The following is a 20512-nucleotide window of genomic DNA, read 5'->3' as shown; positions in this document are numbered from 1 at the left end:
GCGGGGTGGCCGGGTACGGGCGTCAGGCCATCCGGCTCTTCGCGAGCGGCGGATTCGCGGCGAAATAACGCTTGATGCCGCGGAAGATCGCGTCGGCCATCTGGTCGCGATAGCCGTCGTCGTTCAGCCGGCTCTCTTCTTCCGGGTTGCTGATGAAGGCCGTTTCAACGAGGATCGACGGAATGTCGGGCGCCTTCAGCACCGCGAACCCGGCCTGCTCGACCGAGCCCTTGTGCAGCTTGTTGATGCCGCCGACTTCCTTCAGCACGTAGTTGCCGTAGCGCAGCGAATCGCGGATCTGCGCGGTCGTCGACATGTCGAACAGCGCGCGGTTCACGGCCGCGTCCGCCGTCTTGATGTTGATGCCGCCGATCAGGTCGGACGAGTTCTCCTTGTTCGCCATCCAGCGCGCCGCGGCGCTCGTCGCGCCGTGGTCGGACAGCGCGAACACCGACGAGCCGCGCGCGGACGGCGTCGTGAATGCATCCGCGTGGATCGACACGAACAGGTCGGCGCCCACGCGGCGCGCTTTCTGCACGCGCACGTTCAGCGGCACGAAGAAGTCGGCGTCGCGCGTCATCATCGCGCGCATGTTCGGCGCGCCGTCGATCTTCGCGCGCAGCTTCTTCGCGATGTCGAGCGCGATGTGCTTCTCGTACGTGCCGCCGCCGCCGATCGCGCCCGGATCCTCGCCGCCATGGCCCGGATCGATCGCCACCGTCAGCAGGCGGACGGTGCTGCCCTTGCCGGATTTCGGCGCGGTGAACTTGTAGGTGTCGCCATCGTCGTCGCTGTCGTCGCGGCGTGCGATGACGGGCGGCGGCTTGACGGCCGGCTTCGCGGGCGTCGAAGGCGTGGCGGGCGGCGTGTGCGGCGTGGCCGGCGTGTTCTGCGTGAAGCGCTGGAAGAACGCGTCGCTGTTGTCACCCGCGGCGGGCGGCGGGGTACCCGGGCCGGCCAGCGTGGACGGCGGCTGCATCTGCTGCGCGCGCGCGTTGTCGTTGAGCGCCTGTTCCTTGCGTTCCGTCTGCGCGATCAGGTCGGACAGCGGATCGGGCGCGACGGCCGGATACAGGTCGAACACGAGCCGGTACTTATAGGTGCCGACCGGCGGCAGCGTGAACACCTGCGGCTTCACCGAACCTTTCAGGTCGAACACCATCCGCACGACGTGCGGCTGATACTGGCCGACACGCACCGACTGGATCTGCGGATCGTTCGGCGCGATCTTCGACACGAGGTCGCGCAGCGCCTGGTCGAGGTCGAGGCCGGTCAGGTCGACGACGAGACGGTCGGGACCCTGCAGCAGCTGTTGGCTATTCTGCAGCGGCTGGTCGGATTCGATCGTGACGCGCGTGTAATCGCGAGCGGGCCACACGCGCACGCCGAGCACCGACGACGCGCGCGCGAGCCGCGGGGCGACGAGACCGAGCACCAGCGTCGACGCGCCCGCGCACAGGATCTGGCGGCGGCGCCAGTTGTGCGTCGCGGTGGCCGCCGATTCGATCGAGCGGAACGGTTTGATCAACATCTTTCGAGACATGCCTTTCCTGAAGCGCTGTACGCCCGGACGGTGAGGGCGCGGCCGTCGCCGTCCACGTCGAGCGAGAAAACCAGATCGGGTACGCCGAGCAGCGTGCCTGCCTGTTGTGGCCATTCGACGAGGCAGATCGCGCTGGAATTGAAATATTCGCGAAAGCCTGCGTCGGACCATTCGGCCGGATCGTTGAAACGATACAGATCGAAGTGATAGACCTCGAGTTCCCCATCGTCGCGTTCGAGCGCGTACGGCTCGACGAGCGTATAGGTCGGGCTGCGCACGCGCCCCGTGTGGCCGAGGCCACGCAGGATCGCGCGGACGAGGGACGTCTTGCCCGCGCCGAGATCGCCGACCAGCTGGATCTGCAGCCCGTCGAACGCATGCGCGCGGGCAAGCTCGGTGCGCGCCGCGTCGAGCGCGTGCGCGAAGCGGGTGCCGAAGGCCTCGGTCGCCGCTTCGTCGGCGAGCGCGATCACGCGCTCCGCGAGCGGGGCGGGCAGCATGGTGTCGTGAGGCGGATGGCTGGGCGTGGCTGGCATTCTCGTAAAATAGTGCGATGAACCGATTACCGGAACTCGCCGCATCCGACAGACCTTCGACTCGTGCCGAAGGTGCGGCACCGTGCGCGCTCGACGATGCGGCGTTGACTGCGCTCGCCGCGCGCATCAGGGCGTGGGGGCGCGAATTGGGTTTCGGGGCGATCGGCATCAGCGATACCGATCTCTCGGATGCCGAAGCAGGCCTCGCCGCCTGGCTGGAAGCCGGATACCACGGCGAAATGGATTATATGGCGAAACATGGGATGAAACGCGCGCGTCCGGCCGAACTTGTGGCCGGTACGCGACGCGTGATCTCCGCCCGGCTCGCCTATCTGCCGGCCCAAACGCTCGCCGCCGACGCGGCTGAAAGCGAGCCGGGCGCGCTCGCACTGCACGACTGGCGTGCGCGCGAACGGGCGCGGCTCGACGATCCGCAGGCGGCCGTCGTGTCGATCTACGCACGCGGGCGCGACTATCACAAGGTGCTGCGCAACCGCCTGCAGACGCTCGCCGAGCGCATCGAGCAGGAGATCGGCGCGTTCGGCTACCGCGTGTTCACCGATTCGGCGCCCGTGCTCGAGGTCGAGCTCGCGCAGAAGGCCGGCGTCGGCTGGCGCGGCAAGCACACGCTGCTGCTGCAGCGCGATGCGGGCTCGCTGTTTTTCCTCGGCGAGATCTACGTCGACGTTCCGCTGCCGACCGATGCGCACACGTCCCCCGACACCGCGCCCGAGACGCCCGGCGCACACTGCGGCAGTTGCACGCGCTGCATCGACGCCTGCCCGACCGGCGCGATCGTCGAGCCGTACCGCGTCGACGCGCGCCGCTGCATCTCGTATCTGACGATCGAACTGAAAGGCAGCATCCCCGAGCTGCTGCGGCCGATGATCGGCAATCGCGTGTACGGCTGCGACGACTGCCAGCTCGTGTGCCCGTGGAACAAGTTCGCGCAGGCCGCGCCCGTCGCCGATTTCGACGTGCGGCACGGCCTCGATCGCGCGACGCTCGTCGAGCTGTTTGCATGGGACGCGGACGCGTTCGATACGCGGATGCAGGGCAGTGCGATCCGGCGCATCGGCTACGAAAGCTGGCTGCGCAATCTCGCGGTCGGGCTCGGCAATGCGCTGCGCGCGGACGCGGGCCGGCTCACGCCGCAGGCGCGCGACGCGATCGTCGCCGCGTTGCGCGCGCGGGCCGACGACCCGTCGCCGGTCGTGCGCGAGCATGTCGAATGGGCGCTGCGTGCCGCGTGAAGGCGGCGTAAAGTGTCGTCGGCGCGCGGTGGTGTCGCGCGCATCCATCGGTCAGGAGAGGGCCATGTTCAATGCAGTCATCGACGCGCCGTTCGGCAAGGTCGGCATCCGCACGGATGCCGCGGTGGTGCGCGAGATCGTCTATCTGCCCGAATCGGTGAAGTCGGTCGATCCGGATTCGCCGCTCGCACAGCGTGCGGTCAAGCAGATCGAACGTTATTTCGAGCGCGCGTCGGCGCGCTTCGACCTGCCGCTCGCCGAAGTCGGCAGCGCGTTCCAGCACCGCGTGTGGGACGTGATCAGCGATATTCCGCCCGGCACGGTGCTGACCTACGGCCAGGTCGCGAAGCGGATCGGCAGCGCGCCGCGCGCGGTGGGCCAGGCATGCGGCGCGAACTACTTCCCGCTCGTGATTCCGTGTCATCGCGTCGTCGCGGCGGGCGGACTCGGCGGCTTCGCGAACCACGACGACAACGGTTATTACCAGAAAGTGAAGCGCTGGCTGCTGGCGCACGAAGGCGTGCCGTACTGATGAGTGAATCGCTGATGTCCCCCGAAGTCGACGGCGATGCCGTCGAGGCGTCCCCCGCGCTGCTCGCGAGCCGCGCGTCGATCGACGTGTTTTGCGATGCGCTGTGGCTCGAGCACGGGCTGGCGCGCAACACGCTCGATGCGTACCGGCGCGATCTGGTGCTGTTTTCACAATGGCTGGCCGAGACGCACGACGCGTCGCTCGATTCCGCCGACGAAGCGATGGTGACGGGTTACATCGCCGCGCGCAGCGACGGCAAGGCGACGTCGTCGAACCGGCGGCTGTCCGTGTTCCGGCGCTATTACGGCTGGGCCGTGCGCGAGCATCGCGCGAGCGCCGACCCGACGCTGCGGATCACGTCCGCGAAACAGGCGGCCCGGTTTCCGTCGACGTTGTCGGAGGCGCAGGTCGAGGCGCTGCTCGGTGCGCCCGACATCGGCACGCCGCTCGGGCTGCGCGATCGTACGATGCTCGAGCTGATGTATGCGAGCGGGCTGCGCGTGAGCGAGCTCGTGACGCTGAAGACCGTCGAGGTCGGGCTCAACGAGGGCGTCGTGCGCGTGATGGGCAAGGGCTCGAAGGAGCGGCTCGTGCCGTTCGGCGAAGTCGCGCAAGGGTGGATCGAGCGCTACCTGCGCGAGGCGCGGCCGGCGCTGCTCGGCGCGCGCGCGGCCGACGCGCTGTTCGTGACCGCGCGCGGCGACGGGATGACGCGCCAGCAGTTCTGGAACATCATCAAGCGCCACGCGCAGCACGCGGACGTGCGCGCGCACCTGTCGCCGCATACGCTGCGGCACGCGTTCGCGACGCACCTGCTGAACCATGGCGCCGACCTGCGCGTCGTGCAACTGCTGCTCGGCCACAGCGATATCTCGACCACGCAGATCTATACGCACGTTGCACGCGAGCGCTTGAAGACGCTGCATGCGCAACACCACCCGCGCGGTTAGCGCATCCGGTGCGGAGCAGGCAGTGTCACGCGCCGCGGCCGGTTCAAGTCAGACCAGCTCGCGCAACTTGTGCTTCAGGACCTTGCCCGTCGATGCGGCCGGCAGCGCGTCGAGTACGCGGATGTGTGCGGGGCGTTTGTAAGGCGCGAGCCGCTCCGCACACCAGGCGTGCAACGCCGCTTCGTCGGCCGTCGCGCCGGGCACTAGTTCGACGAACGCGAGCACTTCCTCGTTGCCTTCGACCGCGCGGCCGATGACGGCCGCCTGCACGACGTCCGGATGCGCGTTCAGCACCTGCTCGACTTCGACCGGATAGACGTTGAAGCCCGACCGGATGATCAGTTCCTTGCTGCGGCCCGCGATCGTTACCGCACCGTCCGCCTCCTGCCGCGCGAGATCGCCGGTGCTCAGCCAGCCGTCCGGCGACACGGCCGCGTGCGTGGCGTCCGCGTTGCGGTAGTAGCCGAGCATCACGTTCGGCCCGCGCACGCGGATCTCGCCGACTTCGCCCGGCGGCACGTCGGTGCCGTCCGGCGCGACGATCCGCATCTCCACGCCGGGAATCGGCACGCCGACCGAGCTGTCGGTGCGCGGTGCGTCGAGCGGCGTCTGCGTGATCGTCGGGCTGCTTTCGGTCATCCCGTAGCCGTTGTGCAGCGGCACGCCGTACAGGCGCTCGACGCGCGCCTTCAGGTTCGCGTCGAGCGGCGAGCCGCCCGAATACGCGAAGCGCAGGCGCGGCGCGCACCACGCATGGCCGTGCGTGTGCAGGTGTTCGAGCAGCTTCGCGTGCATCGCGGGCACGCCCTGGAAGATCGTGACGCCTTCGTCGGCGAGCGCGACGCGCACGGCTTCCGGCGAGAAGCGCGGCGCGAGCCGCAGCGTCGCGCCCGCGTACAGGCTGCCGAGGCAGACCGACGCGAGCCCGTACACGTGCGATACGGGCAGCACCGTGTAGACGACGTCGTCGGGCGACACGCGGCGCAGCGTGCTCGACGTCGCCGCGATGAACAGCAGGTTGCGATGCGACAGCATCACGCCCTTCGGCGTGCCGGTCGTGCCGGTCGTGTAGATCAGCGCCGCGCATTGCGCGGCACCGTCGGCGGCGACCGGTTCGCCCGGCGCGCTCGCGTCGACGTGGTACGACCATGCACCGACGTCGACCGGCAGCGTGCCGGCGGGTGTCGCACCGTGCCGTTCGGCATGCGTGCGCGCGTCGGGCGAGGCGTCGGTGGTGAACGCGATCAGCTTCGGCCGCGCGTGCGCGGCGATCGCGTCGAGCTCGCTGGCGGACAAGCGCGCGTTCGACACGAGCGCCCACGCGTCGAGGCGGGCGGCCGCGAACAGCAGCACGATCTGCGCGACGCAGTTTTCGGCGACGATCATCACGCGGTCGCCGCCTTGCACGCCGAGGTCGGCGAGCAGCGCGGCGGCGGCATCGACGGCCTGCGACAGGTCACCGTACGACAGGCGGCGCGCGTCCTCGATCAGCGCCGGATGCGCGGGCGCCTGCGCGGCCCAGCGTGCGGGCACGTCGGCGATGCGGCGAGGCAGCGCGGCGAGCAGTGCGTCGACGTCGAGCGGCTCGGATGAACGGAGGGACGAGGACATGGCGTCTCCAGAAAAGGGGCGGGCGGCGGCCGACGAGGTTGGCGAACGATCGTGCCATGACCGCGGGCGCGCCACAATCGGCCATTCGGGCAATAGCGCTTCGCGATGTCCGCAATGATGATGGACGGAATCGTTGCGGCGACGCAGCAGGCCGCCCGGCGAAAAACGGGCCGCGAGTATACCGTCGGTGGGGGCGCGCGGGCGTGATCGCGCGCGCGCCGGTCGTTCACCCTTAAAATGCCGCCATGAGCAAATCCAGGCATGTGTCCGAAACCCCCGCGACCCAGTTGCTGCGCCGCCACGGCGTTGCGTTCGGCGAGCATCCGTACGACTACGTCGAGCACGGCGGCACCGGCGAATCGGCGCGCCAGCTCGGCGTCGACGAGCACAGCGTCGTGAAGACGCTCGTGATGGAAGACGAGCACGCGAAGCCGCTGATCGTGCTGATGCACGGCGACCGCACGGTGTCGACGAAGAACCTCGCGCGGCAGATCGGCGCGAAGCGCGTCGAACCGTGCAAGCCCGAGGTCGCGAACCGCCATTCGGGCTATCTCGTCGGCGGCACGTCGCCGTTCGGCACGCGCAAGGCGATGCCCGTCTACGTCGAGGCGACCATCCTCGAGCTGCCGACGATCTACCTGAACGGCGGGCGTCGCGGCTACCTCGTCAGCCTCGCGCCGGCCGTGCTTACGTCACTGCTCGGCGCGCAGCCCGTGCAGTGCGCCAGTGTCGACTGAGGGTTTCACCTTCGTGGCAGGCGGCGCGCGTTCGGTAGAATGGGCGCCGTTTCGGCGTGCCGCGCGCAGCCGTCCCTTTACCGATACGTTGAAAGAAGAGTCCTCCGCATGCAGATCCTGCTCGCCGCCCTCGTTGCCTACCTGATCGGTTCGGTGTCATTCGCCGTCGTCGTCAGTGGCGCGATGGGCCTGGCCGACCCGCGTTCGTACGGGTCGAAGAATCCCGGCGCGACCAACGTGCTGCGCAGCGGCAACAAGAAGGCCGCGATCCTGACGCTCGTCGGCGATGCATTCAAGGGCTGGATTGCCGTCTGGCTCGCCCGGCGCTTCGGCCTGCCGGACGTCGCGGTCGCATGGGTCGCGATCGCCGTGTTCCTCGGCCACCTCTATCCGGTGTTCTTCCGCTTCCAGGGCGGCAAGGGCGTCGCGACCGCGGCCGGCGTGCTGCTCGCGGTGCACCCGGTGCTCGGGCTCGCGACCGCGCTGACCTGGCTGATCGTCGCGTTCTTCTTCCGCTATTCGTCGCTCGCGGCGCTGGTGGCGGCCGTGTTCGCGCCGGTGTTCGACGTGTTCCTGTTCGGCACGAGCCACAACCCGGTCGCATGGGCCGTGCTCGCGATGAGCGTGCTGCTCGTGTGGCGTCACCGCGGCAACATTGCGAAGCTGCTCGCGGGGCAGGAGAGCCGGATCGGCGACAAGAAGAAGGCGGCCGCGGATGGCGGCGCGCAGGACGGCGGGAAGGCCTGAGGAAGCGCGGCGCCTGGCCGCAGCCGGGCGCGCCGCGTGTGCGGGGCCCGGCGGGGTGACGTGACGGATCGCCCGGCGATCAGTCGCGGAAGTTGTTGAAGTCGAGCGGCGTGTCGGTCACGTCCTTGCGCAGCATCGCGATCACGCTCTGCAGGTCGTCGCGCTTGGTGCCGTTCACGCGCACGGCGTCGCCCTGGATGCTCGCCTGCACCTTGATCTTGCTGTCCTTCACGAGGCGCACGATCTTCTTCGCGAGATCGCCGGTCACGCCTTTCTTCACGGTGACGATCTGCTTGACCTTGTCGCCGCCGATCTTCTCGACCTTGCCGTAGTCGAGGAAGCGCACGTCGACGTTGCGCTTGGCCAGCTTGCCGATCAGCACGTCCTTGACCTGGCCGAGCTTGAAATCGTCATCGGCGAACAGCGTCAGCTCGCGTTCCTTCTGCTCGACGCGCGCGTCGGAGCCCTTGAAGTCGAAGCGCGTCGAAATTTCCTTGTTCGACTGCTCGATGGCGTTCTTCACTTCGATCATGTTCGCTTCGGAAACGACGTCGAACGATGGCATGGCATTCCTCCCTTGAGATGCGGGCACCCGGCTCGCGCGCGGGCACTCGCTATAATTGCGGACTGTTTGCCATTTTACCGATGCCCCTCCGTTTGCCCAAGGCCGGCCATGCGCCGCCCGGGCGGACGTGACCGCGAATGCCGATGCCTTCTGACGATTCCGCCCTGTCGCTGCTTCCCGACTATCCGCTCGCCGCGCACAACACGTTCGGCATCGCCGCGACCGCGCGCTTTGCCGCGCGCATCACGCATGCGTCGCAGTTCGAGGCGCTCCATCGCGACCCGCGCGTCGCGAACCTGCCGCAACTCGTGCTCGGCGGCGGCAGCAACGTCGTGTTCACGCGCGACTTCGACGGCGTCGTGCTGCTCGACGAGATCGCGGGCCGCCGCGTCGTGCGCGAGGACGACGACGCGTGGTACGTCGAGGCCGGCGGCGGCGAGAACTGGCACGCATTCGTCGCATGGACGCTCGAGCACGGGATGGCGGGCCTCGAGAACCTCGCGCTGATTCCGGGCACGGTCGGCGCCGCGCCGATCCAGAACATCGGCGCATATGGCCTCGAGATGAAGGCGTATTTCGACTCGCTGGTCGCGGTCGAGCTGGCGACGGGGCGCAGCGAGCGTTTCGACGCCGCGCGCTGCGCGTTCGGCTATCGCGACAGCTTCTTCAAGCGGGAAGGGCGCGGCCGGTTCGCGATCGTGTCGGTGACGTTCCGGTTGCCGAAGCAGTGGGCACCGCGGCTCGGCTACGCGGACGTCACGCGCGAACTCGACGCCCGAGGCATTGCATCCGATGCGGCCACGGCGCGCGACGTGTTCGACGCGGTCGTCGCGATCCGCCGCGCGAAGCTGCCCGATCCGCTCGTCCTCGGCAACGCGGGCAGTTTCTTCAAGAATCCGGTGATCGATGCCGCGCAGTTCGATGTGCTGCGCGCCCGCGCGCCGGAAGTCGTGTCATATCCGCAGCCGGACGGGCAGGTCAAGCTCGCGGCTGGCTGGCTGATCGACCGCTGCGGCTGGAAGGGGCGCGCGCTGGGCGCGGCGGCCGTGCACGACCGCCAGGCGCTCGTGCTCGTCAATCGCGGCGGCGCGACGGGGGGCGACGTGCTCGCGCTGGCGCAGGCGATCCAGGCCGACGTGCGCGCCCGTTTCGGCGTCGAACTCGAGCCCGAACCGGTCTGCCTGTAACGCGGGTTCAGCACCGCTTTTCCCGCGCCCAAACAAAAAGCGCCGATCGTCGATCGGCGCTTTTTTCATGAGCTGGCGGGTTGCCGGCGCGTCAGTGCTTGAGGCGGCCGAGCAGCAGGAATTCCATCAGCGCCTTCTGCACGTGCAGGCGGTTTTCCGCTTCATCCCACACGACGCTCTGCGGGCCGTCGATCACGCCGGCCGTCACTTCCTCGCCGCGGTGCGCGGGCAGGCAGTGCATGAAGAGGGCGTCCGGGTTCGCGTGCCCCATCATTTCCTCGTCGACGCACCAGTCGGCGAACGCCTGCTTGCGGGCCTCGTTCTCGGCCTCGAAGCCCATGCTCGTCCACACGTCGGTGGTGACGAGGTCGGCGCCCTTGCATGCTTCGTTCGGATCGTCGAACACTTCGTAGAACGGCGCGCTGTCGGGCGACACGAGCTTCATGTCGAGCGCGTAGCCGGGCGGCGTGGACAGGCGCAGCTTGAAGCCGAGGATCTGCGCGGCTTCGATCCACGTGTAGAGCATGTTGTTCGCATCGCCGACCCAGGCAACGGTCTTGCCGGCGATCGGGCCGCGGTGCTCGTAGTACGTGAAGATGTCGGCGAGCACCTGGCACGGGTGGTATTCGTTCGTCAGGCCGTTGATCACCGGCACGCGGGAATTGTCCGCGAAGCGCTTGATGACGTCCTGCTCGAACGTGCGGATCATGATGATGTCGACCATCCGCGAGATGACCTGCGCGGAATCCTCGACGGGTTCGCCGCGGCCGAGCTGCGTGTCGCGCGTGCTCATGAAGACGGCGTGGCCGCCGAGCTGGAAGATCCCGGCTTCGAACGACAGGCGCGTGCGCGTCGAACTCTTCTCGAAGATCATCGCGAGCGTGCGGTCGTGCAGCGGGTGATAGGTCTCGTAGTTCTTGAACTTGCGCTTCAGGATACCCGTGCGTTCGAGCACGTACTCGTAGTCTTCCAGCGAGAAATCCTTGAACTGCAGGTAGTGACGAATGGTTTTGGTGGTCATGAAGCGAAATACGGCGGGTTGCACCCGGCAGCAAGGCCGGACGGCGCCGCCGTCGGGTGTGGATAACTCAAAGCAGCATAAAGGATTTTCTGTGCTTTGACGAGCCGCGGAGAGAAGCGGGGCACGATCGCCGCGCGCGGCAAGCGATGCAGCAGGAGGGGTGTCGGGACGGCGCGCGATGGCGCGCTGCGGTATAATTCAAAAGTTTTCTCCAGCCCGGCAGGCAAGCCTCCTCGCGCTCTGCCGGACACAAGCCGTGCGCTGCACAAATCCGGTGCAGTCCGCCGGTGGCGCGCACCGACGTCCCGTTTTCGGGATATCGGAATGCTTGTGCCGCCGTCCGTTTCAGCTTTGTGTTCGCGTATCCAGGCGCCGTTGCCTGGACATCGCCGGGCCGTCACTTGGGTAACCACATGGCTGAAACCCCTCCGACCGAATTCTTCATTCAGGGCATCACGAAAGACGGGAAAAAGTTTCGCCCGAGCGACTGGTCGGAACGTCTGGCCGGTGTGATGGCCTGCTTCGGGCCGGGGGCGAGCGGGCGGAACGCGCGTCTCCAGTATTCGCTCTACGTGCGTCCGACGATGCTCGGCGACCTGAAATGCGTGATCCTCGATTCCCGGCTGCGCGACGTCGAGCCGATGGCGTTCGATTTCGTGCTGAATTTCGCGAAGGACAACAATCTCGTCGTGACCGAGGCGTGCGAACTGCCGGACTACGACGCGAAGAAGTGATGCCGGCGCGGGCGAGGGCGCTTGCCGCGCCCGCCCTCGTGGCAACTGTCACCGGCCCGCAGGATGCGCTGGCGACAGGCGACAAAAAGCCCGCCTAGGCGGGCTTTTTTGCGATCGCAGGAAACAGGAACGCCCGCGTGAGCGGGCGCACCGGATTTACGCTGCTGCCTGCAGACCCTTGACGGCTGCGGCCAGGCGGCTCTTGCTGCGAGCGGCCTTGTTCTTGTGAACGATCTTCTTGTCGGCGATCGTGTCGATCGTCTTGACGGCAGACTTGAACAGCTCTGCAGCCTTTGCTTGATCGCCGGCGTCGACAGCCTTGCGAACAGCCTTGATCGCGGTACGGAATTTCGAGCGCAGCGCCGAGTTGTGCGAATTTGCCTTCGCGGCCTGGCGGGCGCGCTTGCGTGCTTGTGCGGAGTTAGCCATGACGGTTCCTTATCCTGTCCTGTTTCCAGAGCTTGGAGCCTAGACGGCCAAGCGCTGCTTTTCGATCCGTCCCCTGAGAGCGATTGCCCAGGGGCGCATAAAAAACGGTGATTTTAACCGAGGCAGGGACATGAAAACGGCAGTTGCCGTGCATGTACGAGCCTAGAAACCGGCGATTATAGCAACGAAATCAAGCGCGTGGCAAGTTCAACGTGACACCCGCCGAGGACGGCGCCGAACGCGTGCGCGCTTTTCGGCATCGGCCGCTGGCCGGGCCACGCAACGTCCGTATAATAAGCGCCCCATGAATCTATTCCGAGCCCTGCTGACGGTCAGCGGCTTCACGCTGCTGTCGCGCGTGACCGGACTGGCCCGCGAGACGCTGATCGCCCGTGCGTTCGGCGCCAGTCAATACACCGACGCGTTCTACGTCGCCTTCCGTATCCCGAACCTGCTGCGCCGCCTGTCTGCCGAAGGCGCGTTCTCGCAGGCGTTCGTGCCGATCCTCGCCGAGTTCAAGAACCAGCAGGGGCATGACGCGACGAAAGCGCTCGTCGACGCGATGTCGACCGTGCTCGCGTGGGCGCTTGCCGTGCTGTCGGTGGTCGGGATCGCCGGCGCATCGTGGGTCGTGTTCGCCGTCGCGTCCGGCCTGCACACCGACGGGCAGGCGTTCCCGCTCGCGGTCACGATGACGCAGATCATGTTCCCGTACATCGTGTTCATCTCGTTGACGACGCTCGCCTCCGGCGTGCTGAACACGTACAAGAGCTTCTCGCTGCCCGCGTTCGCGCCGGTGCTGCTCAACGTCGCGTTCATCGCCGCGGCGGTGTTCGTCGCGCCGCACCTGAAGGTGCCGGTGTTCGCGCTCGCATGGGCCGTCATCGTCGGCGGCGTGCTGCAGTTCCTCGTGCAGTTGCCGGGCCTGAAGAAGATCGACATGGTGCCGCTGATCGGCCTCAACCCGCTGCGCGCGCTGCGCCACCCGGGCGTGAAGCGCGTGCTCGCGAAGATGGTGCCCGCGACGTTCGCGGTGTCGGTCGCGCAACTGTCGCTGATCATCAACACCAACATCGCGTCGCGGCTCGGGCAGGGCGCCGTGTCGTGGATCAACTACGCCGACCGCCTGATGGAATTCCCGACGGCGCTGCTCGGCGTCGCGCTCGGCACGATCCTGCTGCCGAGCCTGTCGAAGGCGCACGTCGATGCCGATTCGCACGAGTATTCGGCGCTGCTCGACTGGGGCCTGCGCGTCACGTTCCTGCTCGCGGCGCCGAGCGCGCTCGCGCTGTTCTTCTTCGCGACACCGCTCACCGCGACCCTGTTCAACTACGGCAAGTTCGACGCGCACACCGTCACGATGGTCGCGCGCGCGCTGGCGACTTACGGGATCGGCCTCGTCGGCATCATCCTGATCAAGATCCTCGCGCCGGGCTTCTATGCGAAGCAGGACATCAAGACGCCCGTGAAGATCGCGATCGGCGTGCTGATCGTCACGCAGATCTCGAACTACGTGTTCGTGCCGCTGATCGGCCACGCGGGCCTGACGTTGAGCATCGGCGTCGGCGCGTGCCTGAACTCGCTGCTGCTGTTCATCGGGCTGCGCAAGCGCGGCATCTACCAGCCGTCGCCGGGCTGGCTGCGCTTCTTCGTGCAGCTGATTGGCGCGGCGCTCGTGCTCGCCGGCCTGATGCACTGGCTGTCGATCAGCTTCGACTGGACCGGGATGCGTACGCAGCCGCTCGATCGCATCGCGCTGATGGCCGCGTGCCTCGTGCTGTTCGCTGCACTATATTTCGGTATGTTGTGGGTGATGGGCTTCAAATACGCTTATTTCAGAAGGCGCGCCAAGTGACGACCGCAATGACCCGCGTCCTCGACTACTTCAGCACGCTCGTGGCAGACGACGACAGTCTGCCCGTCACGGAAGCGGCGCTGTCGCTGGCGCAGGACGCGTATCCCGACCTCGACCTGCAGGGCACGCTGGCCGAACTCGACATGCTGGCGGCGCGGTTGCGCCGGCGGCTCACGGACGATGCGGACCTGAAGGGCCGCGTCGCCGCGCTGAACGATTTCTTCTTCCGCGAGCTCGGCTTCGCGTGCAATCACAACGACTACTACGACCCCGATAACAGCCACCTGAACGCCGTGCTGAAGCGGCGGCGCGGGATCCCGATCTCGCTGTCGGTGCTGTACCTGGAGCTCGCCGAGCAGATCGGCGTGCCGGCGCGCGGCGTGTCGTTCCCCGGCCACTTCCTGCTGCGCGTCACGCTGCCGGACGGCGACCTGATCATCGATCCGGCCAACGGCCATTCGCTGTCCGAAGCCGAGATGGTCGAGATGCTCGAGCCGTACGTCGCGCGGGCGGCCGGCGCGGTCGACAGCGCGTTGCGCGCGCTGCTGCAGCCGGCGACGAGCCGCGAGATCATCGCGCGGATGCTGCGCAACCTGAAGACGATCTATCTTCAGACGGAACGCTGGCAGCGGCTGCTCGCGGTGCAGCAGCGGCTCGTGATCCTGCTGCCCGAGCACCTCGACGAAGTCCGCGACCGCGGGTTCGCGTATGCGCGGCTCGATTACCTGCGGCCCGCGCTCGAGGATCTCGAACTGTATCTCGGCGAGCGGCCGGACGCGGACGACGCCACCGTCGTCGAGTCGCAGGTGACCGAATTGCGGCAGCGGATGCAGCGCGACGGCGAGGACTGAGCCGCCGCCACGCTGCTGGCACCCTGAATGAAAGGACGCCCGCATCGCGGGCGTTTTTTGTGCCTATTTCGGCTGCATCCGGATCGCACCGTCGAGGCGGATCACCTCGCCGTTGAGCATCGGATTCTCGACGATCTGGCGCACCAGCAGCGCGTATTCGGCCGGTTTGCCGAGCCGCGGCGGGAACGGCACCATCGCGCCGAGCGCGTCCTGCACGTCCTGCGGCATGCCGAGCAGCATCGGCGTCTCGAACAGGCCGGGCGCGATCGTCATCACGCGGATGCCGCTGCGCGACAGGTCGCGCGCGATCGGCAGCGTCATGCCCGCGACGCCGGCTTTCGACGCCGCGTACGCGGCCTGGCCGATCTGCCCGTCGAACGCGGCGACCGACGCGGTGCTGACGATCACGCCGCGCTCGCCGTCCGCGGTCGGCGCGGTGGCCGCCATCGCGGCGGCCGCGAGCCGGATCATGTTGAACGTGCCGATGAGGTTCACGTTGATCGTCTTCGCGAACACGTCGAGCGGATGCGCGCCGTCCTTGCCGACGGTCTTCGCGGCGGGCGCGATGCCCGCGCAGTTCACGAGGCCGCGCAGCGTGCCGGCTTGCGTCGCCGCGCTGACGGCGGCCTGGGCGTCGGCTTCGCTCGACACGTCGCAGTGCACGAAGCGGCCGCCCAGTTCGGTCGCGAGCGCGGTGCCCGCCGCGTCGTTCAGGTCGGCGAGCACGACCGTGCCGCCTGCCTGCGCGAGCATCCGCGCGGTGCCGGCGCCGAGGCCCGATGCGCCGCCCGTGATCAGAAACACGTTGCCGCGAATTTCCATGACTGTCTCCGTTGTTGAGCGCCAGTGGCGCTTCAGCGCTCAGGGCGGACCCGTCCAGGGTGATCGACCGCTATCGGTGCTTCGGCGCGGGTTGCGGTGCCGCGCCAAGCGGTTGTCTGGTTCGATGCCGTGCGATGGGTTGAAATGCCGGCGCGTGGGAAACGCTAGCGCCCGCACCCGACCGATTGTACGGGGCACGCTCGCTCGACGGCGGGACCAGAACGGTCGTGCCAATTCCGCGCGGGCAAAAAAAAGCCGCCCGGAAAGGGCGGCTTGCGGGTGCGCGATGCGCTGCTTACTTACTTCAGTGCGCCAAACGCGCGCTCGCGGATTTCCTCGACGCTGCCGAGGCCCGAGATCTTGCGGTACTGCGGTGCCTTCAGGCCGTTTTCCTCGCCGCGCTGCGCCCAGTCGCCGTAGTACGTGATCAGCGGCTTGGTCTGCGCTTCGTACACTTCGAGACGCTTCTTGACGGTTTCTTCCTTGTCGTCGTCACGCTGGATCAGCGGCTCGCCCGTCACGTCGTCATGGCCTTCCACCTTCGGCGGGTTGAACTTGACGTGGTACGTGCGGCCCGATGCCGGGTGCGTGCGGCGGCCGCTCATGCGCTCGATGATTTCCGAGAACGGCACGTCGATCTCGAGCACGTAGTCGATCGCGACGCCGGCTTCCTTCATCGCGTCAGCCTGCGCGATCGTGCGCGGGAAACCGTCGAACAGATAGCCGTTCGCGCAGTCGGATTCCTTCAGGCGCTCCTTGACGAGGCCGATGATCAGCGCGTCCGGCACGAGCTTGCCCGCGTCCATGTAGCCCTTCGCCTCGACGCCGAGCGGCGTGCCGGCCTTTACGGCCGCGCGCAGCATGTCGCCCGTCGAGATTTGCGGGATGCCGAATTTTTCCTTGATGAAGTTTGCCTGGGTGCCCTTTCCCGCGCCGGGCGCGCCCAACAGGATCAAACGCATGGTGATATCTCCAGTATGTAGATTCGTGTGGCGAGACGAAAAAAGCGCCGGCGACGGTGTGCGCGGGGCTTGCCTGGCGCGTGGCGGACCGGTCTGATGCGGCGCGTCGGGTTGGGCGACGCGCGGCTGCCGGCAGGGCCGCGGGCGGGGTCAAGCGAGGACGCGCTGGTCGCGGACGGCTCGCACAATCGCCTGATTATGCCACGGGTTATTTTGATGACGGCTGAAAAAGGGCCTGCACGCGTGCGAGATCGGCCGGTGTGTCGATGCCGGCTTCCGGTGCGGACTCGGTGATCAGCACTGCGATGCGCTCGCCGTGCCAGAGCGCGCGCAGCTGCTCGAGCTGCTCGGCCTGTTCGATCGGCGCCTGCGCGAGCGTCGGATAGGTGCGCAGGAAACGCGCGCGATACGCATAGAGGCCGATGTGCCGGTAGACCGGGAAGGCCGGTGCTGGCATGGCCGCGACGTCGGGCCAGTGCGGCTGGTACGCGTCCCGGCTCCACGGAATCGGCGCGCGCGAGAAGTACAGCGCGACGCTCTGCGCGTCGAGCGCGACCTTCACCACGTTCGGGTTGAACACGTCGGCCGCGTCGTGGATCGGGTGGGCTGCCGTCGCAATCGCGCAGGCCGGATGCGCGGCGAGGTGCGACGCTACGTCGCGCACGAGCACCGGGTCGATCAGCGGCTCGTCACCCTGCACGTTGACGACGACGGTGTCGTCGCTCCACCCGAACGTCGCCGCGACTTCCGCGAGCCGGTCGGTGCCGGACGGATGGTCGGCGCGCGTCAGCACCGCTTCGAAACCGTGATCGCGGGCCGCATCGAGCACGCTCTGCGCGTCGGACGCGACCAGCACCTGCTGCGCGCCCGCTTCGCGCGCGCGTTCGGCGACGCGCACGACCATCGGCTTGCCGCCGAGATCGGCGAGCGGCTTGTTCGGGAGCCGCGTCGACGCGAGCCGGGCGGGAATGACGGCGATGAAGGGTTGAGTCATCGGGGAGGACGGTGAGAAGAACGGAGCGGGCAGCGCGTCGGGTGCGGGCCGCCCGGCGGGTTCGGCGCCCTCGCCGCGGACGGGCCGCTACGAGGGGCGGGTCGGGCGGCTTAGCGGCCGGCCGGGTCGACCGGCGTGCCTTCGACGGTCTGGCGCGCCTCGTCGACCAGCATCACGGGGATGCCGTCGCGGATCGGGTAGGCGAGCTTGTCCGCGTTGCAGATCAGCTCCTGCGCGGCACGGTCATAGTGGAGCGGGCCTTTGCAGATAGGGCACACAAGGATTTCAAGCAGGCGAGCGTCCACGGAGTTTCTCCACAACGAGGGCAATGAGGCGAGGGTCGAGCGCGGCTTCGACGGGGACAACCCACAGTCGGGCGTCGCGCCAGGAAGCGCCCAATTTTACTGCATCCTTCTCGGTGATCAGGATCGCATCGACGGCGTCGTCGACGAACGGATTGTCGGTGAACGCGTAGTGGTCGGGCAGCGCGCGCGTCGCGGGCGCGAGACCGGCCGCGCGCAGCGTCGCGAAGAAGCGTTCCGGCGCGCCGATGCCGGCCGCGGCGAGCACGCGCTCGTTCGCGAATTGCGACAGCGGGCGGCGCAGCGCGGGCTGGTCGAGGTGCCACGCGGCGCCCGGCGTGAGCGCGAGCGAATAGGTGTCGGGCCACGGCGGCAGCGCGCCGCTGTACGGATCGTTGACGAGCGTGGCGTCGCGGTGCCGCGACAGCGGCTCGCGCAACGGCCCGGCCGGCAGCAGGAAGCCGTTGCCGCCGAGCCGGTGGTCGAACACGACGAGCTCGACCGTGCGCGCGAGGCGGTAGTGCTGCAGGCCATCGTCGCTGACGATCACGTCGACGTCCGGATGCGCGGCGCGCAGCGCCTGCGCGGCCGCGACGCGATCCGGGCAGACCCAGACGGGCGCACCGGTGCGGCGTGCGATCAGGAGCGGTTCGTCGCCGCCCGCGCCGGCGCGCGACGCGGGTGTGACGGCGGTCGGCGCCTTCACGTTCGCACCGTAGCCGCGCGATACGATGCCGGGCGTGAAGCCGGCCGCGCGCAACGCGTCGACGAGTGCGATCACGGTCGGCGTCTTGCCGGTGCCGCCGACGGTCACGTTGCCGACCACGACGACGGGCACGCCGACGTCGACCGGCTTCTTCCAGCCTTGCGCGTAGGCGGTGCGCCGCAGCGCCGCGCACAGGCCGAACACGCACGCGAACGGCGTGAGCGCCCACGCGAGCGCGCCGCGGCGCTGCCATTCGCGCGTCAGGCGGGCTTCGAGCCGGGCGAGCGGGCCGTCGGGCGCGCTCATCGGGCCGGGCGCGGCAGGTCGTGCGCCGCGGCGTGGGACGGATTCGTCAAGGCGGATTCTCCGTTGGGCGGCGCATGCCGCGGGGTCTGCGGAAGGCGGCACTCTAGCGCGCCGCGGGCGGGCGCGGCAAGCGCGACCGGCGGCCGCAGCTCGCGGGGCCGGATCGCGGCGGCTTGTGGATAACTCTGTGAAGAACTCCCTCCTCGATGGCGTCAAACGCCCGCCGGGTGGGCTTCGAATCGGATGAGAATCATTCGGAAAGATTTAAAAATATATAAAAATCAATGTGTTAGAGAGAATTGTCTGGATTTTTCCGCGGTTTTCACGTGTTTTAGGCCGATGATTGCCAAAGTGTGGACACCTTCCGAACGTCACGGTACATGCGCCCGGCGCTGGACGTCGCGCGCGTGTCGGACTATCGTGTCGCCGCCAGCATTCATCCGACCGTCCATGCCTTCCGACTCCCCATTTGCCGCACCGGGCGCGACCCGCGGCGGCGACGAAGTGATTCCCGTTTCGGCGCTCAATCGCGCGATTTCGACGATGCTCGAGCGCTCGTTTCCGCTGCTGTGGATTTCGGGCGAAGTGTCGAATTTCACGCGCGCCGCGAGCGGCCACTGGTATTTCTCGATCAAGGACCAGCAGGCGCAGATGCGCTGCGTGATGTTCCGCGGCCGCGCGCAGTACGCGGAGTTCACGCCGCGCGAAGGTGACCGGATCGAGGTGCGCGCGGTCGTCACGATGTACGAGCCGCGCGGCGAAGTGCAGCTCAACGTCGAGGCCGTGCGGCGCACCGGGCAGGGGCGCCTGTACGAGGCGTTCCTGCGGCTGAAGGCGCAGCTCGAGAGCGAGGGACTGTTCGCGCCCGAACGCAAGCGGCCGCTGCCGGCCCATCCGCGCGCGATCGGCATCGTCACGTCGCTGCAGGCGGCGGCGCTGCGCGACGTGCTGACCACGCTCGCCCGCCGTGCGCCGCACATTCCGGTGATCGTCTATCCGGCGCCCGTGCAGGGTGCGGGTTCCGCCGAAAAGCTCGTCGCGGCCGTCGAGACCGCGAATGCGCGCCGCGAGGTCGACGTGCTGCTGGTCTGTCGCGGCGGCGGCTCGATCGAGGATCTGTGGTCGTTCAACGACGAGGCGCTGGCGCGTGCGATCGCGGCGAGCGAACTGCCGGTCGTCAGCGGCGTCGGGCACGAAACCGATTTCACGATCGCGGACTTCGCGGCCGACGTGCGTGCGCCGACGCCGACCGGCGCGGCCGAGCTGGCGAGCCCGCAGCGCGCGCTGCTGCTGCGCGAGGTCGGCGAGCGCCAGCGGGCGCTCGCGCGCGGCATGGAACGCCGGCTCGAACAGCGCGCGCAGCAGCTCGACTGGCTCGCGCGCCGGCTGGTGAGCCCGGCCGAGCGGCTGCAGCGGCAGCGCACGCACGTCGAGCAGCTCGCGGTGCGGCTGGCGTCGGCGGCGTCGCGGCCGGTGCGCGACGCGCGTGCGCGGTTCGCGCTCGCGCAGCTGCGCTGGCAGCGCGCACGGCCTGATCCGTCGCAGGCGCGCCAGGCGCTCGCGGGACTGTCGCAGCGTCTTGCGCTGGCCTTGCAGCGCCGTCACGAACGCGACACGGCTCGCGTGTCAGCCTGTGCGGCACGGCTCGAGGTGCTGAGCCCGCAGCGCACGCTCGAGCGCGGCTATGCGGCGCTGATCGATGCGCAGACGGGCCGCGCGGTGCGCACGCCGAACGCGCTGAAGCCGCAGCGCCGCCTGACCGTGCATCTCGCGGAAGGCTCGGCCGACGTGTCGATCGCCGACGTGCAGCCGCGGCTGACCGATACGATCTGACGTAACGGGTGCGAGCGGCGCGAAGGTTGTCGCAAC

Annotated in this window: 21 protein-coding genes; 10 read left to right on the top strand and 11 right to left on the bottom strand. The window is 68.3% G+C overall.

The genetic code is table 11. The annotated features are described in order from the left end of the window. Positions 1-22 precede the first annotated feature (22 nt). Together CFB40_RS14020 and tsaE are read right to left on the bottom strand one after the other, a co-directional pair. A complete protein-coding gene (locus CFB40_RS14020; RefSeq protein ID WP_089431617.1) occupies positions 23-1543 on the bottom strand; it encodes an N-acetylmuramoyl-L-alanine amidase in 1521 nt (506 codons plus the stop codon). Continuing rightward, positions 1525-2079 (bottom strand): tRNA (adenosine(37)-N6)-threonylcarbamoyltransferase complex ATPase subunit type 1 TsaE, encoded by a 555-nt coding sequence (gene tsaE, locus CFB40_RS14015; protein WP_089431616.1) that lies wholly within the window; start codon positions 2077-2079, stop codon positions 1525-1527. Before tsaE ends, CFB40_RS14020 begins: the two co-directional genes overlap by 19 nt. A gap of 17 nt (positions 2080-2096) precedes the next feature. On the opposite strand from tsaE, the gene queG reads away from it, so the two are divergent. The 3 genes from queG to xerD all read left to right on the top strand — a co-directional run bounded on the left by queG (position 2097) and on the right by xerD (position 4814). Then, positions 2097-3332 carry a tRNA epoxyqueuosine(34) reductase QueG gene (gene queG, locus CFB40_RS14010; protein ID WP_089431615.1) on the top strand — a complete coding sequence of 412 codons (1236 nt, stop codon included), beginning with the start codon at positions 2097-2099 and terminating at the stop codon, positions 3330-3332. A gap of 64 nt (positions 3333-3396) precedes the next feature. Beyond that, positions 3397-3864, top strand: a complete 468-nt coding sequence (locus CFB40_RS14005) for a methylated-DNA--[protein]-cysteine S-methyltransferase (protein ID WP_089426179.1) — start codon at positions 3397-3399, stop codon at positions 3862-3864. Then, on the top strand, positions 3864-4814 hold the full coding sequence (gene xerD / locus CFB40_RS14000) for a site-specific tyrosine recombinase XerD (RefSeq protein WP_089426178.1): 951 nt from the start codon (positions 3864-3866) through the stop codon (positions 4812-4814). Before CFB40_RS14005 ends, xerD begins: the two co-directional genes overlap by 1 nt. 48 nt (positions 4815-4862) lie before the next feature. On the opposite strand, the gene CFB40_RS13995 is transcribed toward xerD, so the two are convergent. Continuing rightward, the gene (locus tag CFB40_RS13995) at positions 4863-6425 is read right to left on the bottom strand and encodes a class I adenylate-forming enzyme family protein (protein WP_089431614.1); all 1563 of its coding nucleotides are present in this window, start codon (positions 6423-6425) and stop codon (positions 4863-4865) included. A 245-nt stretch (positions 6426-6670) separates the two neighbouring features. Between CFB40_RS13995 and ybaK the strand changes: the two genes are divergently transcribed. Further along, the gene (ybaK, locus tag CFB40_RS13990; RefSeq protein WP_011353000.1) at positions 6671-7162 is read left to right on the top strand and encodes a Cys-tRNA(Pro) deacylase; all 492 of its coding nucleotides are present in this window, start codon (positions 6671-6673) and stop codon (positions 7160-7162) included. A gap of 108 nt (positions 7163-7270) precedes the next feature. Next, positions 7271-7909, top strand: coding sequence for a glycerol-3-phosphate 1-O-acyltransferase PlsY (plsY, locus tag CFB40_RS13985; protein ID WP_089431613.1), 639 nt, complete (start codon positions 7271-7273; stop codon positions 7907-7909). A 79-nt stretch (positions 7910-7988) separates the two neighbouring features. Here plsY and CFB40_RS13980 read toward each other — a convergent pair whose 3' ends face one another. Then, positions 7989-8474: a YajQ family cyclic di-GMP-binding protein gene (locus CFB40_RS13980; RefSeq protein ID WP_039368282.1), complete on the bottom strand. Its 486-nt coding sequence runs from the start codon at positions 8472-8474 to the stop codon at positions 7989-7991. A gap of 137 nt (positions 8475-8611) precedes the next feature. Here CFB40_RS13980 and murB point away from each other — a divergent pair, with 137 nt between their 5' ends. Continuing rightward, complete coding sequence (murB, locus tag CFB40_RS13975; protein WP_089431612.1) at positions 8612-9661, top strand: UDP-N-acetylmuramate dehydrogenase; 1050 nt, start codon at positions 8612-8614, stop codon at positions 9659-9661. Positions 9662-9752: 91 nt separating this feature from the next. Here murB and argF read toward each other — a convergent pair whose 3' ends face one another. Continuing rightward, positions 9753-10682 (bottom strand): ornithine carbamoyltransferase, encoded by a 930-nt coding sequence (gene argF / locus CFB40_RS13970; protein WP_089426174.1) that lies wholly within the window; start codon positions 10680-10682, stop codon positions 9753-9755. A gap of 413 nt (positions 10683-11095) precedes the next feature. Here argF and CFB40_RS13960 point away from each other — a divergent pair, with 413 nt between their 5' ends. Then, positions 11096-11416, top strand: coding sequence for a DUF3579 domain-containing protein (locus CFB40_RS13960; protein ID WP_089426173.1), 321 nt, complete (start codon positions 11096-11098; stop codon positions 11414-11416). A gap of 156 nt (positions 11417-11572) precedes the next feature. On the opposite strand, the gene rpsT is transcribed toward CFB40_RS13960, so the two are convergent. Next, a complete protein-coding gene (gene rpsT, locus CFB40_RS13955; protein ID WP_039368270.1) occupies positions 11573-11845 on the bottom strand; it encodes a 30S ribosomal protein S20 in 273 nt (90 codons plus the stop codon). Between the two features lie 304 nt (positions 11846-12149). Here rpsT and murJ point away from each other — a divergent pair, with 304 nt between their 5' ends. Then, positions 12150-13700, top strand: coding sequence for a murein biosynthesis integral membrane protein MurJ (gene murJ / locus CFB40_RS13950; protein ID WP_046544567.1), 1551 nt, complete (start codon positions 12150-12152; stop codon positions 13698-13700). A gap of 8 nt (positions 13701-13708) precedes the next feature. Next, the gene (locus CFB40_RS13945) at positions 13709-14551 is read left to right on the top strand and encodes a SirB1 family protein (RefSeq protein ID WP_089426643.1); all 843 of its coding nucleotides are present in this window, start codon (positions 13709-13711) and stop codon (positions 14549-14551) included. Positions 14552-14614: 63 nt separating this feature from the next. Here CFB40_RS13945 and CFB40_RS13940 read toward each other — a convergent pair whose 3' ends face one another. The 5 genes from CFB40_RS13940 to lpxK form a co-directional block, all read right to left on the bottom strand. Beyond that, on the bottom strand, positions 14615-15373 hold the full coding sequence (locus CFB40_RS13940; RefSeq protein WP_089426172.1) for an SDR family NAD(P)-dependent oxidoreductase: 759 nt from the start codon (positions 15371-15373) through the stop codon (positions 14615-14617). Positions 15374-15672: 299 nt separating this feature from the next. Further along, entirely contained in the window at positions 15673-16335 is a 663-nt protein-coding gene (adk, locus tag CFB40_RS13935) for an adenylate kinase (protein ID WP_011352990.1), read from the bottom strand. A 208-nt stretch (positions 16336-16543) separates the two neighbouring features. Beyond that, entirely contained in the window at positions 16544-17329 is a 786-nt protein-coding gene (gene kdsB, locus CFB40_RS13930) for a 3-deoxy-manno-octulosonate cytidylyltransferase (RefSeq protein WP_071334980.1), read from the bottom strand. Positions 17330-17439: 110 nt separating this feature from the next. Continuing rightward, complete coding sequence (locus CFB40_RS13925; RefSeq protein WP_010090898.1) at positions 17440-17634, bottom strand: Trm112 family protein; 195 nt, start codon at positions 17632-17634, stop codon at positions 17440-17442. Beyond that, entirely contained in the window at positions 17615-18643 is a 1029-nt protein-coding gene (gene lpxK / locus CFB40_RS13920; protein WP_089426170.1) for a tetraacyldisaccharide 4'-kinase, read from the bottom strand. The genes CFB40_RS13925 and lpxK overlap by 20 nt, the downstream gene beginning before the upstream one ends. Positions 18644-19093: 450 nt before the next feature. Between lpxK and xseA the strand changes: the two genes are divergently transcribed. Then, positions 19094-20476, top strand: a complete 1383-nt coding sequence (gene xseA / locus CFB40_RS13915) for an exodeoxyribonuclease VII large subunit (RefSeq protein WP_046544571.1) — start codon at positions 19094-19096, stop codon at positions 20474-20476. The last annotated feature ends 36 nt before the right edge of the window (positions 20477-20512 follow it).

Origin of the sequence: Burkholderia sp. AU31652, assembly GCF_002223155.1 — a bacterium.
Lineage (GTDB): Bacteria > Pseudomonadota > Gammaproteobacteria > Burkholderiales > Burkholderiaceae > Burkholderia.
This window is presented reverse-complemented; position numbering and strand designations above follow the sequence as displayed.

Excerpts from the sequence above, each read along its gene's own strand:
- CFB40_RS14020 (WP_089431617.1), bottom strand. The coding sequence starts at position 1,543 with ATGTCTCGAAAGATGTTGATCAAACCGTTCCGCTCGATCGAATCGGCG.
- tsaE (WP_089431616.1), bottom strand. The coding sequence starts at position 2,079 with ATGCCAGCCACGCCCAGCCATCCGCCTCACGACACCATGCTGCCCGCC.
- queG (WP_089431615.1), top strand. The coding sequence starts at position 2,097 with ATGAACCGATTACCGGAACTCGCCGCATCCGACAGACCTTCGACTCGT.
- CFB40_RS14005 (WP_089426179.1), top strand. The coding sequence starts at position 3,397 with ATGTTCAATGCAGTCATCGACGCGCCGTTCGGCAAGGTCGGCATCCGC.
- xerD (WP_089426178.1), top strand. The coding sequence starts at position 3,864 with ATGAGTGAATCGCTGATGTCCCCCGAAGTCGACGGCGATGCCGTCGAG.
- CFB40_RS13995 (WP_089431614.1), bottom strand. The coding sequence starts at position 6,425 with ATGTCCTCGTCCCTCCGTTCATCCGAGCCGCTCGACGTCGACGCACTG.
- ybaK (WP_011353000.1), top strand. The coding sequence starts at position 6,671 with ATGAGCAAATCCAGGCATGTGTCCGAAACCCCCGCGACCCAGTTGCTG.
- plsY (WP_089431613.1), top strand. The coding sequence starts at position 7,271 with ATGCAGATCCTGCTCGCCGCCCTCGTTGCCTACCTGATCGGTTCGGTG.
- CFB40_RS13980 (WP_039368282.1), bottom strand. The coding sequence starts at position 8,474 with ATGCCATCGTTCGACGTCGTTTCCGAAGCGAACATGATCGAAGTGAAG.
- murB (WP_089431612.1), top strand. The coding sequence starts at position 8,612 with ATGCCGATGCCTTCTGACGATTCCGCCCTGTCGCTGCTTCCCGACTAT.
- argF (WP_089426174.1), bottom strand. The coding sequence starts at position 10,682 with ATGACCACCAAAACCATTCGTCACTACCTGCAGTTCAAGGATTTCTCG.
- CFB40_RS13960 (WP_089426173.1), top strand. The coding sequence starts at position 11,096 with ATGGCTGAAACCCCTCCGACCGAATTCTTCATTCAGGGCATCACGAAA.
- rpsT (WP_039368270.1), bottom strand. The coding sequence starts at position 11,845 with ATGGCTAACTCCGCACAAGCACGCAAGCGCGCCCGCCAGGCCGCGAAG.
- murJ (WP_046544567.1), top strand. The coding sequence starts at position 12,150 with ATGAATCTATTCCGAGCCCTGCTGACGGTCAGCGGCTTCACGCTGCTG.
- CFB40_RS13945 (WP_089426643.1), top strand. The coding sequence starts at position 13,709 with ATGACCCGCGTCCTCGACTACTTCAGCACGCTCGTGGCAGACGACGAC.
- CFB40_RS13940 (WP_089426172.1), bottom strand. The coding sequence starts at position 15,373 with ATGGAAATTCGCGGCAACGTGTTTCTGATCACGGGCGGCGCATCGGGC.
- adk (WP_011352990.1), bottom strand. The coding sequence starts at position 16,335 with ATGCGTTTGATCCTGTTGGGCGCGCCCGGCGCGGGAAAGGGCACCCAG.
- kdsB (WP_071334980.1), bottom strand. The coding sequence starts at position 17,329 with ATGACTCAACCCTTCATCGCCGTCATTCCCGCCCGGCTCGCGTCGACG.
- lpxK (WP_089426170.1), bottom strand. The coding sequence starts at position 18,643 with ATGAGCGCGCCCGACGGCCCGCTCGCCCGGCTCGAAGCCCGCCTGACG.
- xseA (WP_046544571.1), top strand. The coding sequence starts at position 19,094 with ATGCCTTCCGACTCCCCATTTGCCGCACCGGGCGCGACCCGCGGCGGC.